Source organism: Caballeronia sp. LZ065, from assembly GCF_031450975.1.
Classification (GTDB): Bacteria; Pseudomonadota; Gammaproteobacteria; order Burkholderiales; family Burkholderiaceae; genus Caballeronia.
This window is the reverse complement of the sequence record NZ_JARUXV010000003.1, coordinates 863974-877409: the sequence shown is the minus strand read 5'-3', so window position 1 is coordinate 877409 and position 13436 is coordinate 863974. Positions and strand designations below refer to the sequence as shown.

Below are 13436 nucleotides of genomic sequence, written 5' to 3'. Positions count from 1 at the left end.
AGAATTGTAACAAACGCCCTGTCGCGAGCCGGGCGGGGCTCAAGGGCCGAAGCGGTCGAGACGGGCGATCATCAGGCGATTGGCCTCGTGCGCGCCGTCGCCCATCGGACGCGTCGTCACATGAAAACCCAGCGCGTCGAGCAGGGCCAGCCATTGCGCCTCGCTGCGGCAGGTCAGGCCGTTCGCGCGCCCGGAGCGCGCAATCTGCATGCCGAAATCGACGGCCCGATCGAGGCCCGCGCGCCAGCCCGCCGCCGCGTCGCTGACGCGCAGCAGCAGCACGCCGTCCGCCGCGAGACTCGTGCGAATGCGGCGCAGGATCGATTCCTGGGCGTCGGCATCGACGTAATGCAGCACGTCGCACGCGACGATCACGTCCGCTTGCGGAAACGGCGCGGCGCGAATGTCGTCGCAGACAAACTGCACGCGCGCCCGATGCGCCCGCAAGCCGATGCGCGCGCGCTCGATTTCGCGCGGCGTCAGCTCGATGCCATGCAGTGAGCCCAGCAGCGGCGGCGCGGGCCAGTGCCCGGGCCATGCGCCGGGAGCGCCGTCGCGATGCCAGGCATGCGCGGCCATCAGCCAGGCGGCCAGCAGCCCCTGACCGCTGCCGAGATCGAGGATGCGCGCGCCGTCCGGAATCAGGCCGTGCGCAAGCAGGTGGCCGAAGAAGGGATCGTGCCGCAGCTTGGCGGCCGCGAAATGCCACGCGAAGCGCCCTGCGGCGCGGAAAGGACGACGGGCTGTCTCGATGAGCTCGGCCGGGACCATGCGGGACCTGATGAACGATGGGCCCGTGCAGTCTACGCGATCGCCTCGCGCAAGGTGACCGTCGCTAGGCCGCGCGCAGAGGCCGTTTGCAGCACGGTGTCGAGCGCGGCGAGGATCACCGGCGCGCCGGATGCATCGCGGGCGGCGTGGCCATCGTGCAGCAGGAGAATGTCGCGCGGCGCGAACCCGTCCAGCAGCCGGCGCGCGACGAGCGCCGCATCGGCGGTACGGGTGTCGAAGCCGCGCCGGGTCCAACTCGCGAGATGCAGGCCGAGCCGGCACAGCACCGGCTCCAGGAACGGATTGCGCAAGCCGGCCGGGGCGCGGAAGAACAGCGGCCGCGTGCCGGTGATGTCGCCTAGCGTATCCTGCGCGGCCTCGATCTCGCGCTGCATCCCTGCCGGCCCCAGCAGCGAAAAATGATGCCGATGCCGCTGGCTGTGATTCTCCACCGCATGCCCGCGCGCGACGATCTCCCGCACGATGCCCGGATGCTCGCGCGCCCGCTCGCCGATGCAGAAGAAAGTCGCGCGGGCCTGATGCCGGTCGAGCAGATCGAGCACGCGCGGCGTGACCTCGGGAGAAGGACCGTCGTCGATGGTGATCGCCACGCACGCGCCGGCCTGTTCCGGCAGCGTCGTCCAGTTGTGGCCTAGCAGCGCGCTGCGCGGCCACAGTCCCGCCGCCGTCAACGCCAGATGCGAGGCCACGACGCCGCTCGCCGCCCACGGCCAGCTTGCGGGCGCGGCTGCAAGCATCGCCAGCGCGCCCGCATGCACGGCCGCCGCGCCGCCGACGAGCGGCGCAGGCCGCCAGCGGCGCGCCTGCCCAGGCGGTTCAAGCGGAGCACTCATCGCCGGGTCTCCGTACGCGGCGCGAGAATCGCCGAGAACAGCAGCGCGAGAATCGCGCCGGGGCCGACCGTGAGTCCGAAGGTTTCGAGCATCGGCACATGGGACAGCGCGAGCAGGCCGAAGCCGAGCACCGTCGCGAGATTGGCGATCAGCAGCGAGACGAGCGTCTGCGGCGAGACGGCGCCGCGTTCGCCGTGAGCGCGGTAATTGAAGAACAGCGCATAGTTCGAGCCGACCGCGACGATCAACAACATGCCGATCAGATGCAGGATCGTCAGCGCCTTGCCCGCCGCCGCCAGCCCGGCGATCACGACGATCACCGCCGCCACCAGCGGCGCCAGCGTGCGGGCCGCGCGCACCGGCGAGCGCAGCGCGAGCACGAGTAGCACGACGATCGCCGCGAAGCCGCCCAGCGATAGCCGGATGTCTTCGTGCACATAGTTCTGGTAGAGCCGGTCGGCTTCGGCTTTCATATCGACGAACAGCGCGTCCGGCACATGCGCCTCCGCCAGCGCCGCGCGAATCTGCTGCGCCTGCAGGTCCGTTCCGGCGGCGGCGCGCAGCGGCAGCATCGCGGTCCAGCGGCCATTGCTTCCAGTAAGCAGCGAATCGACGGCCAGCGCCATCGACGTGCCTTTCAAGTCGGCGCGGCGCAACGGCGGCTGGGCGCGGGCCGTGTCGACATCGGCGATGAACGGTTCGAACACCTCCGGCTTTATGCGGATGGTCTGCTCGCGCAGCGCGGCGGCAAGCCGCGTGCGCAAGCTTTCGGCGGGTGGCAGGCTCGCGATGCGCGCGCGCTGCGCGGCCTCGCTCGGCAGGTAGCGCGCGGGGCTTTCGAAGCCCGCGATCACGCGTGCATCGACGAGCGGCTGCAAGCGGCGTGCGACCGCCTCCGCGCGTTCGAGCGCCGCCTGCTCCGTCGCCGCCGCCACCACCACGAGATAGCGCACATCCGGCGCGCCGACATCCGCGCGCAGGCGGGCATCGAGCTCCTGGCTGGCCTTCGGCACCGGACTCAGCGCCGCGAGTTCCTGGCTCCACAGGCCGTGGCGCTGCATCAGCAACACGCCGAGCGCGGCGACCAGCAGCACCGCGAGCGCGCCGCGCAGTGTCGAGGCGCGCGCCGCGCCGCGCGCGAGCAGCGTGCCGAGGCGCGAGACATCGCGGATCGCGAAGTTCGCCGGGAGCAGATACGGCAGCACGAAACGCGTGACGATGCCCGCCGTCGCCAGGCCGACGATCGAATACAGCCCGAGTTGCACGAGGCCCGGAAAGCCCGAGAAGAGCATCGACGCGTAGCCGCAGATCGAGGTCAGCACGCCCAGGCGGATGGTCGGCCAGAAGCCCGCGACCCAGTCCTTGAGCGACTCGCGGCGGCCGCCGAAACGCATGCCGGCCGATTGCACGAAGAGGTAGATGGAATAGTCGACAGCCTCGCCGATCAGCGTCGTGCCGAAGCCGAGCGTCAGTCCGTGCACCGTGCCGAACACGAGGCTCACGGCGGCGACCCCGGCCGCGACGCCCGTCAGCACCGGCATCAGGCCGAGCAAGAGGGTAGGCAACGAGCGATACACGGCCAGCAGCAACACGACGATCAGCGCGATGCTCGCCGCCGACAGCCAACGCACCTCGCGCATGATGGTGTCGCGGGTTTCGACGGCGAACACGCCCGGTCCCGTCAGCAGCAGCCGATACGGCGATGCCGCCGGCGCGGCCTGCCGGAAGGCGTCGCCAAGGGCGCTGAGCGCGGCGGCCTGGGCGTCGGTGTCGGAGCCGGCGGCGGCGGTCTGCGCGAGCAGCACGGCGCGCCGGCCGTCGCGCGACGCCCATGCGCCATCGCGCAACGGCGGCTGCGCGCCGCTGTCGAGCTGACTCACGAGCGCGGTGACTTCGCCGGTCGGGTCGTGCGGCAGCAGGTCCTTCGCCATCATGCCCGCCGACGATTCGAGCAGGTCGAGGCTGCCCGTCAGCGCATCCTTCAGGCCCGCCTCGCTGAAGCGTTCGGGCGTGACATCGGGGCTCAATTGATAGCGATGCTCGAACACGAAGCGCTCGTCGCGCGCCTGCGCGACCGGCTCGCCGTTGTGAATCGCGGAGAAGCGCGAGTCGGCGCGCAGCGTGCCCGCCAGCTTGCGCGACACCTCGGCGCGCCCGGCCGCGTCGCCGCCCTCGATCCCGACGAGAATCAGCCGCGACACCAGCCCGTCGCGCAATTGCTCGACGAGCACGCGTTGCTGTTCGCTCGGCGTGCGCGGCAGGAAGGCGGAGAGATCGGCGGAAAACTGCGTGCGCGCAATCACGCCCGCGCACGCCGCGAGCAGGCACAGCCAGAGGATCACGGCGGGCTGGCGCAGCACCCGCCACACCGCGACGAGGCCGCGCGCGCCTGAGGACATCGGCGTCAGTGGGCGGAGGCGTCTTGCAGGCGCATCAACGAATGATCGCCGTCGGCCTGCCTGATCTCGACCCGCGCCAGCGCCGCGCCGGTCCCGGCCAGCGTGATCTCGCTGACTTTCTTCTGCATGCGCGAATCGATCGGCACGAGCGTCAGCGTCCAGTCGTTGCCCTTGCCCGTCACCGACACCCGGTACGCCTGTTCCAGCGCGAAGCGATTGCCCGCGAGCGTCGCGCGGATGCTTTCGATGAACGCACCCAGTTCCGGGTAATTGCGCAGCGGAATGGTCATGGTATGGCCGTTGCGGTCGACGGTGAGCATGTCGCCATCGACGACCAGGTTCTCCGGCTTCGGACTGACCGTATGCTTTTCCAGATGATCCGGCGCGACGAACACCAGTTCGCCCGACGATTCGAGCGGCTCCTGCGCGATCTTCAGATAGCGCGTCTCGGTGAAATGCGCCCGGCCGGATTTCTTCGCGCCGAGCGTGTTCATCAGGCGGTCGAGCGTCCATGCGGAGGAGGGCGCGTCGGCTGCCGTGGCGAACGACGCAGCGCCGCACAGCAGGGCGGCGCTGAAGGCCGCGATCAAAACTCGCATAAGCTCAGGAATCCCGTGCGACTTCGGGCACGCAGGCATCGGCCGCTTTGGCCGCGCTGGCCGCGCTGGCCGCGCGTCGCGGCGCGGACGCCGCATTGGCCTGCCAGAAGTCGAAGTAGTTGAACCAGTTGTAGGGCGCCGCCCGGCAATACTTCTCCAGCAAGGTCACGTAACGCGTGAGCGCGGCATCGACGGCGGCGGCGCGCTCGCCGCGCTCCACTGTGGAGAAATCGGCGAGCGTCTCGAAGTGGATATCGTAGCGGTTGCCGCCGAGATACAGCCCCGTCATGAAAACCACTGGCCGCCGCAGTACCGCCGCCATGTGCAGCGGCCCGAGCGGAAACGCGGCGGGCGCGCCGAGGAAATCGCGTTCCTTGAGCTTGTCGCCGGCCTCGCGCAGCGTGCGGTCCGCCAGGATGCCGACCAGGCTGCCGGCATCGAGCCGTTCGCGCACCTTGAGCATTGCGTCGACTTTGCCGAGGCCGATCACGTCGTGATGCGCGGCGGGATTCACGGCGGCGAGGATCGCGTTGATCTTGCGCGCGTTCTCCTCGTACATCGTGATGGCGATGCGGATATGCGGCTGCGCCCGGCCGATGGCCCGCACCACCTCGAAGCTGCCGAGATGCGCGCCCATCAGGAACGCGCCGCCGCCGTCCGCGAGCGCGGCCTCGACGTCCGCGACGCCGTGCGTGCGGATGTCGAACAGATCGAAGCGTTCGTTGAGCAGGTAGATGCGGTCGTGGATCGTCGAGGCAAACGAAAACACATGCCGATAGCCGTCGCGCCAGCCCGCATGCCGCCCGAGCGCGCGATTCAGATAGCCGCGCGACGCGCGCCGCGCCGCCGGCGAAAACAGCACGAAATAGGCGGTGATGAGCCGCAGCAGCACGCGCCCGGCGCGGCGGCCGAAGCGCAGCGATATCCACGTCATGAAGCGCAGCAAAGCGAAGTTGCTGCGTTCCTGGCGCTCGGCCCAGTCGTCGCGGTTCATGCGCGCGCGCTTCATGTCGCTCACGGCGCGGACGGCGCGGATGGTGCCGCGAGCGAGCCGCTCGCTACCGCACGCGCGCCCGCGCGGATCGTGAAGCGGATCGCGCCGCTCGCCGCCGTCTCATACGCGACGTCCAGCGTCTCGCCCGGCGCCACCGGGCTCAAAAACTTGGCCGAATCGATCCGGCAGGCGTCGAAGCGCCGGCCGAGCGCGATGCCGAGTGCGTCGAGCGCGTGATCGAGCAGCACGACGCCCGGTACGATCGGACGGCCCGGAAAGTGCCCGGCAAGCGCCGGATGGCCAGCCGGCACGGAAAACGACAGCGCCGCGCGCCGCTCGCGTTCCTGCGCGACGAGTTGCGTCAGCACGTCGCGCGGCAGCTTGCCGGTGGCGTTGCGCGGCAGCGAATCGAAGAACAGCAGCGGACGCGGCATGAACGCGGCGTCGATGCGTTCGCGCAGCGCGCGCTGCAATTCGGTCGCGTCGAGCTCCGGCGCGACGACGAGCGCCATCAGGCGGCGCACGGGTTCATCGTCGGCGTGGGTGTCGTCGGGCATGTGGAACACGCCGTCGATGACGCCCGGAATCGCATTCAGCTGATGATTCAGATAAGCCAGCGACGTGCGCTTGCCCGCGATGTTGATCAGGTCCGCGCGCCGTCCGTGCAGCAGGAAAAACGCGCCGTCGATGATTTCCAGCGCGTCACCCATCGGCACCGGCGTCTCGACGTGCCCGCCCGAAGCCCACATGGTGGTGTCGCCGTTTTCGTCGGCGCGCAGCGTCAGTGTGACATCGGGGAACAGTTCCCACGCCGCCCCGCGCGAGGTGCGGCGCGTCGCGATCTGGCCGGTTTCCGTGCTGCCGTAGATTTCCATCAGCGGCGCGGCGAGCCGCGCTTCGGCGTCCAGCGCCAGTTTCTCGGACAGCGGCGCGGTGGCCGACAGCACCAGCGCGGCGGGCGGCAGCGGCGCTTCGTTGGCAAACAGCGCGCGCAGGTGGATCGGCGAACTCACCAGCACGCGCGGTTCGGGCACGGCGGCGAGTTCGGCGCGGATATCGACGGGATAGAACGGCTGGCGGTTGCTGAACGCGAGGCCGCCGAGCAGCGCGAGCAGCACCGTCGATTCGAAACCGTACATGTGCTGCGGCGGCACCGTGCCGACCAGCGTGGCGGGCGTGCCGTCGAGCAGGCCGAGACGCGCCGCCGCCGCGCGCACGTTCTTCACCAGGAAGCCCCAGGTCTTGCGATGCGGCACCGGCGCGCCAGTCGAGCCCGACGTGAACACATAGGCCGCGACCCGCGCGCCGTCGATCATCGGCACATTGGCGTCGTCGGCGCTGGCGGCGTTGTCAGAAGAAGCCGCGTCTTCGGGATAGCGCATGCGCGGCAGGTCGATCGCGCAGTCGTCGCTGTCGTGCAGGCAGAACGCGTCCGGTGCGAACGATGCCAGCGCGCGCACCATTTCGGGCGTGTGCGTGGACGGCAACAGGCTGATGCGGCCCGAGACCAGCGTCGCGCACAGGCTCACGGTGAAGCGGTAGCGGTCCGCGCAGACATTGAACACATGCCCGCCTTCGGGCAGCGCGGCGGCCACGCGCCGCACATCGGCGAGGAACGCGCGGACGCTGACGGGCGCGCCGTCGCGCCAGGCGAGCGTCTGATCGGGCGATGCGTGGAAAACCAGCGGAAAGGTCTGCATGAATAACGGGCCCGGCGGGATCATGGCGCGCCGCGGCGCATCTGCGCGGACTGGGAATACGCGCGGACGGCGTCCAGGATGCTCGACGGCTTCATGCCCGGCAGCGCGATGCGCCGGCATGCATATTCGACGACGAACATCAGTCCGACGAGCGGCAGCGCGAGATAGTTCGCGAACGTCGACCACGTGACGATGGACGCGCACACGAACAGCATCGTGGAGACCAGCGCGGTGGCGCTGAAGAACAGGGTCCACGCCAGCGTGACGCGGCGCGTGTAGCGCATGACGCGCGGCTCGATGCGGCCGTGGACGAGGGTGGCGAACTGGGTGCAGAGCGGCTCACGACCGGCTGCGAGGGTGCGTCCGAAGGTCCAGGCGAGTGCGAGGTTGAAGCCCGCTTGCTCGATCCACAGGCCCCAGCCGAAATGCTCGACGAGCGGTGCGCGTCCGAGCCACAGCACGGCGCCGGCCAGCGCCCCGAGCGGCAACAGCCAGGCGCGCGCCGTGGAACGCGCGGCGGCGTTGAGCAGAATCAGCGCGAGCGGTGCGAGGACCAGCGCCAGGCCGATGCCGTGCGCGCCCGGCGTCGACACCGCGTAATGCGCGGCGCACTGGTACGCGACGATGCCGGCGACGATGCCCGCCGCGCGCAGGACGCGGGCGGCCTTCACCGGCCGGCCTCCGGCAGAAGATGCACCATCGGCAGCGAGCACGCTCGCGGAAGAAACAGAGTACGCACCATGAATTGCGGCTGCGGCGTTGTCGAAAACGCCCGTTTGTTGAACAAAAATGCGGCAGTCGCCTGCCTGACGCTCATTTTCTCGTGCGGGTGCGCGCCCGGTCTGTAACCGATTGTTCGATGCTCTTACAACCGTCGGACGGGCCGGATTCTACCCTACGGCCATCCGCGCCCGGCCCCGCGTGGAAATCACTGATTCTTCTCGGAAATTTCGTGTAGGGGCCTGGCGCACGAGCAGTTACCTTTCCTACTAGGCGTCCCAAGGGGCTTCGTCTAGAATTTCGCGAATCGCAATTATCTCGAAATCAGGCCGCAGGAAGCGTGCACAAGCGCGCGAGGCATCACCGCCGGGCGGCCTTTGGCGCGTTTTTCGCGCCGCTCTGTCAATACGATGAACGAACTGGAAAGAGAGCTGGCCGAGCTGATCGTCGCTGATCTGAATCTCGAGGACGTCGATCCCAAGGCCGTATCGGCCGACACGCGCCTGTATGAAGAAGGTTTCGGGCTCGATTCCATCGACATCCTGGAGATCGCGCTGCTGATCTCGAAAAAATACGGGTTCGAGCTGCGCTCGGACAATCCCGACAACCAGAAGATTTTCGCCAGCCTGGGCGCGCTCGCGGCGCACGTCGCGGCGCATCGCACGCGCTAGTCTCCGTCCCGGCCTCCGGCCCCCGGCCCCTTGGCACGGGCGCCTTCACGCGGCTGAAATCCAGGGCGTCGAGACCGGACGGCGCAATCAACGAGCGGAGTGCATCGATGACACAAGCCGAGCCATGCGCGCGCTCGTGACGGGCGGCAGCGGCGCCATCGGACAGGCCATCAGCCGGACGCTGGCCGCTGCAGGACACGAAGTCTGGGTGCACGCCAACGGCGGCATCGAGCGGGCCGAAGCGTGCGTGGCGTCCATTCGCGCGACGGGCGGCACGGCGCACGCCATCGCCTTCGACGTCACCGATCCCGACGCCGCCCAGCAGGCCGTCGAACGCATCCTGTCGGACGGGCCGGTGCAGATCCTGGTGAACAACGCCGGCATCCATGACGACGCGCCCATGGCCGGCATGACGCGCCAGCAATGGAAACGCGTCCTCGACGTCACCCTCGACGGCTTCTTCAACGTCACCCAGCCCCTGCTCCTGCCGATGATCCGCACGCGTCACGGACGGATCGTCAATCTGTCTTCAGTGGCGGGGTTGATGGGCAATCGCGGCCAGGTCAACTACGCGGCCGCGAAGGCCGGGCTGATCGGCGCGACGCGGGCGCTCGCGCAGGAACTGGCGTCGCGCGGCATCACGGTGAACGCGGTGGCGCCCGGCGTCATCGATTCGCCGATGCTCGGTGCCGCGTTTCCGCCCGAGCGCATCAAGCAGCTGGTGCCGGCGCAGCGCGCGGGCACGGCGGAGGAAGTCGCGGGCATGGTCGCGTATCTGGTGTCGGACGCGGCGGCGTATGTCACCGGGCAAGTGTTGTCGATCAATGGCGGAATCGCCTGAACCGGCGCATCTGTCGAAACGAGACAAAAACAAGGAGCGTGGATGACTGAAGCGACGCAGGCCTGGGACGTGGCCGTAATCGGCGGCGGACCGGCCGGATCGACAGCGGCGACGCTGCTCGCCAAGCGCGGCTATCGCGTGCGCGTGCTGGAGAAGGCGCGGCATCCGCGCTTTCATATCGGCGAGTCGCTGTTACCCGCGAACCTGCGCCTGTTCGAGCAACTCGGTGTGGCCGACGAGGTCCGCAGGATCGGCATGGTCAAGCTGGCGGCGGAATTCGTGTCGCCGCAGCATGAAGGCCGCATGCAGCGCTTCCTGTTCGCCGACGCCTGGGACAAGTCGATGCCGAGCGCCTATCAGGTGCGCCGCTCCGAACTCGACGATATCCTGCTGCGCAACGCGGTCCGCCACGGCGCGGAAGTCACCGAGGGCTGCCGCGTCCGCGAAGTTGTGTTCGCGCAGGACGGCGCGGGCGCAACCATCCACGCCGAGCACGACGACGGCCGCAGCGAGACGGTGCAGGCGCGTTTCGTCGTCGATGCCTCCGGCCGCGACACCTTGCTCGCCAATCACTTCAAGACGAAGCGCCGCAACGAGCGGCACAATTCGTCGGCGCTCTACGCGCACTTCCGCCACGCGCACCGCAACCCTGGCGAGAACGAAGGCAACATCACCGTGTTCTGGTTCGAGCACGGCTGGTTCTGGTTCATTCCGCTCGTGGACGGCACGACCAGCATCGGTGCGGTCGTGTGGCCGGCGTATCTCAAGCAGCGGCCGAAGGGCACCTCGGTGGAAGCGTTCTTTCGCGACACCATCGCGCTGTGCGCGCCGCTCGCGGAACGTCTGAAGGACGCCGAACTCGTCAGCGAAGTCCACGCCACCGGCAATTATTCGTACACCGGCGACATGACGCACGGGCCGAACTTCCTGCTGCTCGGCGACGCCTTCGCGTTCATCGATCCGGTGTTTTCCTCCGGCGTGATGCTGGCGATGCAAAGCGCCTTCGCGGGCGCGGAAGCGATCGACACGGCGCTGGCGCATCCGGCGCGCGCACGGGCCGCGCTCGCGAAGTTCGATCGCGACGTGCGGCATGGCCCGCGCGAATTCTCGTGGTTCATCTATCGCATGACGTCGCCGACGATGCGCAATCTCTTCATGGGCCCGCGCAATCCGCTGCGCATGAAGGAGGCGCTGTTGTCGCTGCTGGCGGGCGACATCTTCGGCAAGACGCCGGTCTGGCGTTCGCTGCGCGCGTTCAAGGGCGTCTACTACGTTTCCGCGGCACTCGACTGGCGCAATTCGCTGCGCGCGTGGCGCATGCGGCGTCGCAACCTGAGCGAGGCGGAGCACATGGAGCGGCCGGCCAATTGATCGCGCCGACCGTTTTCCGTCCAGCGCGTCTTGCGTGGCTCGTGCTGTTCATGACCTCCTCCGCCTCCGCCGCAGCCGACGAAGCGCCGCCGCCCACCAAGCCGCTCTGGGAAGTGGGTGTCGGCGCGGGCGTGGCCGCGTTTCCGCACTATCCCGGCTCGGACCAGACGCGCGCGTGGGTCTTTCCGTTTCCGTACATCGTGTATCGCGGCAAGTATCTGCGCGCCGACCGCGACGGCGTGCGCGGCCAGCTGCTCGACACCGACCGCGTGAACTTCAACATCAGCGTGCTCGGTTCGCTGCCCGTGTCGAGCCGCGACGACAACGCCCGCGCCGGCATGCCGGACCTGAAGCCGACCATCGAGGTCGGGCCTTCGGTGGAGGTGCATCTGTGGCGTTCGGCATCGCGCGACATGCAGTTGGACCTGCGCATGCCGGTGCGGCTCGGCATTACGCTGGAGTCGTCGCCGAAGACGGTCGGCTGGCAGTTCACGCCGAACCTGAATCTCGATTTCACCGACGTGGGCCACGTCTCCGGATTGCACGCGGCCGTGTTCGCCGGCCCGATGTTCGCCGACAGCAAGTACAGCGACCACTACTACACCGTCGCGCCGCAATACGCGACCGCCGCGCGTCCGGCCTTCCACGCCAGCGGCGGTTATGCCGGCTCGCAGGCGCTGGTATCGATGTCGCGGCGTTTCAGCCGCTACTGGGTCGGCGCGTTCGTGCGCTATGCGAATCTCGCGGGCGCGCATTTCGACGACAGCCCGCTCGTGCGGCAGAAGAGCGTGCTGTCGGGCGGCATCGCGGTGGCCTGGGTGTTCGGGCAGTCGTCGAAGATGGTGGCGAGCGATGAGTGACGCGCAACGCAAGATCGGCGGCGCGGGCGGCCGCATCACGCCGGGCGGCGCGCTCGAATGCGCGTGGCAATGCGTGGCGTTCTATTTCGCGCTGCTGGTGCTGGCGCTCGTGTGTCTGACGTGGTGCCCGCTCGCGTGGCTGCTGCGGCGCGTGCTGTCCGCCGCTGACGGGCGGCGCGTGGGCCGCGCGGCCGTGCAGCGCGTCTGGCATCTGTATTTCGTCTTGCTGCGCTCGCTCGGCGCGTGCCGTTTCGATCTCTCGGCGCTCGATGCGCTCGCCGGCCAGCCGGCCATGATCCTCGCGCCGAATCATCCGTGCCTGCTCGATGCGCTGCTGATCGCGTCGCGCGTGCCGGATACCTGCTGCGTGATGAAGGGCGAGGTCGCGGGCAACGTGTTCCTCGGGCCGGGCGCGCTGCTCGCCGGTTATATCGTCAATGATTCGCCGGTCGGGCTGGTCCGTGCCGCTGTCGGCGAATTGCAACGCGGCAGTCCGTTGCTGCTGTTTCCCGAAGGCACGCGCACCGGCGCCGGTTCGAGTTCGGTGAATCCGCTGAAAGGCGGTATCGCGCTGATCGCGGCGCGTGCGCAGGCGCCGGTGCAGACGCTCATCATCGAGACGGATTCGGGCTTTCTCGGCAAGGGCTGGCAGATTTTCCGCAAGCCCGCGCTGCCGATCACCTATCGCGTGACGCTCGGCCGCCGCTTCGCGCCGCCAGGACGCGATCACGCCGCGCTGCAAGGCTTCATCGGCGAATTGCAGCGCTTCTATGCGGGCGAGCTGGACCCACATCATCCACGGGGCTGACCGGCAGTATGTCCCGCAGCCGTTAAAATTCGTCGCATCCCGTTTCGTTCGATTTCTTCTCAATGCCTTCGTCACACGCATCGCCCACGCATCTCGTCCTCATTCCGAGCTACAACCCCGGTGTGAAAGTCGAGGAAACCGTGCGCGGTGCGCGCGAGCAATGGAATCCGGTGTGGGTCGTGGTGGACGGCAGCACCGACGGCAGCGCTGAACGCCTGACGCAGATGGCCGAAGCCGATGCGGGCCTGCGCGTGATCGTGCTGCCGGAGAACCGCGGCAAGGGCGCGGCGATTCTCGCGGGGCTGGAGGAAGCTGCGCGGCTGGGCTTCACTCACGCGCTGACGATGGACTCCGACGGCCAGCATCCCGCCGCGCTGATTCCGCGCTTCATGGAAAGCTCGCGCGCCGCGCCGGACGCGATGATCCTCGGCCGCCCGCGCTTCGACGCGAGCGCGCCGCAATTGCGCGTGCAGGGCCGGCGCATTTCGAACGGCTGGGCGAATCTGGAAACGCTGTGGATGGGCATCGGCGATTCGCTGTACGGCTTTCGCGTCTATCCGATCGCGCCCCTTGCCGCCGTGATGCGCTCGCAGCCGTTCATGCGCCGCTTCGACTTCGATCCCGAGGCGGTGGTGCGGTTGTGCTGGCGCGGCGTGCGTCCGATCAACCTGGACGCGCCGGTGCGTTATTTCACGGCGGAAGAGGGCGGCGTGTCGCACTTCCAGTATGGCCGCGACAACTTGCTGCTGACGTGGATGCACCTGCGGCTGCTAGTGGGCTTCGTGCTGCGGCTGCCGCTGCTCGTCTTCCGCCGGCTCGCGGGTCGCTGACTACGCCGCCCTGAGCAC

General features: G+C 68.8%; 13 protein-coding genes. 6 read left to right on the top strand and 7 right to left on the bottom strand.

Annotated elements, in window-relative coordinates:
* Window positions 1–39: 39 nt before the first annotated feature.
* Genes QCE63_RS23960 through QCE63_RS23930 form a run of 7 tightly spaced genes read right to left on the bottom strand, consistent with a single transcriptional unit; the run spans window position 40 to window position 7988 of the window.
* Window positions 40–771: a class I SAM-dependent methyltransferase gene (locus tag QCE63_RS23960; RefSeq protein WP_309836488.1), complete on the bottom strand. Its 732-nt coding sequence runs from the start codon at window positions 769–771 to the stop codon at window positions 40–42.
* 32 nt (window positions 772–803) lie between these two features.
* Window positions 804–1625: a polysaccharide deacetylase family protein gene (locus QCE63_RS23955; protein WP_309836487.1), complete on the bottom strand. Its 822-nt coding sequence runs from the start codon at window positions 1623–1625 to the stop codon at window positions 804–806.
* Entirely contained in the window at window positions 1622–4024 is a 2403-nt protein-coding gene (locus tag QCE63_RS23950; RefSeq protein WP_309836485.1) for an MMPL family transporter, read from the bottom strand. The genes QCE63_RS23955 and QCE63_RS23950 overlap by 4 nt, the downstream gene beginning before the upstream one ends.
* Before the next feature lie 5 nt (window positions 4025–4029).
* A complete protein-coding gene (locus tag QCE63_RS23945) occupies window positions 4030–4623 on the bottom strand; it encodes a LolA-related protein (protein WP_309836484.1) in 594 nt (197 codons plus the stop codon).
* 4 nt (window positions 4624–4627) lie between these two features.
* Window positions 4628–5617: an acyl-CoA synthetase gene (locus tag QCE63_RS23940; protein ID WP_309836483.1), complete on the bottom strand. Its 990-nt coding sequence runs from the start codon at window positions 5615–5617 to the stop codon at window positions 4628–4630.
* A gap of 20 nt (window positions 5618–5637) precedes the next feature.
* Entirely contained in the window at window positions 5638–7317 is a 1680-nt protein-coding gene (locus QCE63_RS23935) for an AMP-binding protein (RefSeq protein WP_309836481.1), read from the bottom strand.
* Between the two features lie 20 nt (window positions 7318–7337).
* Window positions 7338–7988, bottom strand: coding sequence for a hypothetical protein (locus tag QCE63_RS23930; RefSeq protein WP_309836479.1), 651 nt, complete (start codon window positions 7986–7988; stop codon window positions 7338–7340).
* 426 nt (window positions 7989–8414) lie between these two features.
* Here QCE63_RS23930 and QCE63_RS23925 point away from each other — a divergent pair, with 426 nt between their 5' ends.
* The 6 genes from QCE63_RS23925 (at window position 8415) to QCE63_RS23900 (ending at window position 13418) form a co-directional block, all read left to right on the top strand.
* Complete coding sequence (locus tag QCE63_RS23925) at window positions 8415–8708, top strand: phosphopantetheine-binding protein (RefSeq protein WP_309816890.1); 294 nt, start codon at window positions 8415–8417, stop codon at window positions 8706–8708.
* A 124-nt stretch (window positions 8709–8832) separates the two neighbouring features.
* Window positions 8833–9549: a 3-oxoacyl-ACP reductase FabG gene (fabG, locus tag QCE63_RS23920; protein ID WP_309836477.1), complete on the top strand. Its 717-nt coding sequence runs from the start codon at window positions 8833–8835 to the stop codon at window positions 9547–9549.
* Between the two features lie 42 nt (window positions 9550–9591).
* The gene (locus tag QCE63_RS23915) at window positions 9592–10920 is read left to right on the top strand and encodes an NAD(P)/FAD-dependent oxidoreductase (protein ID WP_309836476.1); all 1329 of its coding nucleotides are present in this window, start codon (window positions 9592–9594) and stop codon (window positions 10918–10920) included.
* 50 nt (window positions 10921–10970) lie between these two features.
* Complete coding sequence (locus QCE63_RS23910) at window positions 10971–11780, top strand: MipA/OmpV family protein (protein WP_309836474.1); 810 nt, start codon at window positions 10971–10973, stop codon at window positions 11778–11780.
* Entirely contained in the window at window positions 11773–12588 is an 816-nt protein-coding gene (locus QCE63_RS23905) for a lysophospholipid acyltransferase family protein (protein ID WP_309836471.1), read from the top strand. Before QCE63_RS23910 ends, QCE63_RS23905 begins: the two co-directional genes overlap by 8 nt.
* Before the next feature lie 62 nt (window positions 12589–12650).
* A complete protein-coding gene (locus tag QCE63_RS23900; protein WP_309836470.1) occupies window positions 12651–13418 on the top strand; it encodes a glycosyltransferase family 2 protein in 768 nt (255 codons plus the stop codon).
* The last annotated feature ends 18 nt before the right edge of the window (window positions 13419–13436 follow it).

Excerpts from the sequence above, each read along its gene's own strand:
- QCE63_RS23900 (WP_309836470.1), top strand. The coding sequence starts at position 12,651 with ATGCCTTCGTCACACGCATCGCCCACGCATCTCGTCCTCATTCCGAGC.
- QCE63_RS23910 (WP_309836474.1), top strand. The coding sequence starts at position 10,971 with ATGACCTCCTCCGCCTCCGCCGCAGCCGACGAAGCGCCGCCGCCCACC.
- QCE63_RS23960 (WP_309836488.1), bottom strand. The coding sequence starts at position 771 with ATGGTCCCGGCCGAGCTCATCGAGACAGCCCGTCGTCCTTTCCGCGCC.
- QCE63_RS23915 (WP_309836476.1), top strand. The coding sequence starts at position 9,592 with ATGACTGAAGCGACGCAGGCCTGGGACGTGGCCGTAATCGGCGGCGGA.
- QCE63_RS23955 (WP_309836487.1), bottom strand. The coding sequence starts at position 1,625 with ATGAGTGCTCCGCTTGAACCGCCTGGGCAGGCGCGCCGCTGGCGGCCT.
- fabG (WP_309836477.1), top strand. The coding sequence starts at position 8,833 with ATGCGCGCGCTCGTGACGGGCGGCAGCGGCGCCATCGGACAGGCCATC.
- QCE63_RS23905 (WP_309836471.1), top strand. The coding sequence starts at position 11,773 with ATGAGTGACGCGCAACGCAAGATCGGCGGCGCGGGCGGCCGCATCACG.
- QCE63_RS23945 (WP_309836484.1), bottom strand. The coding sequence starts at position 4,623 with ATGCGAGTTTTGATCGCGGCCTTCAGCGCCGCCCTGCTGTGCGGCGCT.
- QCE63_RS23950 (WP_309836485.1), bottom strand. The coding sequence starts at position 4,024 with ATGTCCTCAGGCGCGCGCGGCCTCGTCGCGGTGTGGCGGGTGCTGCGC.
- QCE63_RS23935 (WP_309836481.1), bottom strand. The coding sequence starts at position 7,317 with ATGCAGACCTTTCCGCTGGTTTTCCACGCATCGCCCGATCAGACGCTC.
- QCE63_RS23940 (WP_309836483.1), bottom strand. The coding sequence starts at position 5,617 with ATGAACCGCGACGACTGGGCCGAGCGCCAGGAACGCAGCAACTTCGCT.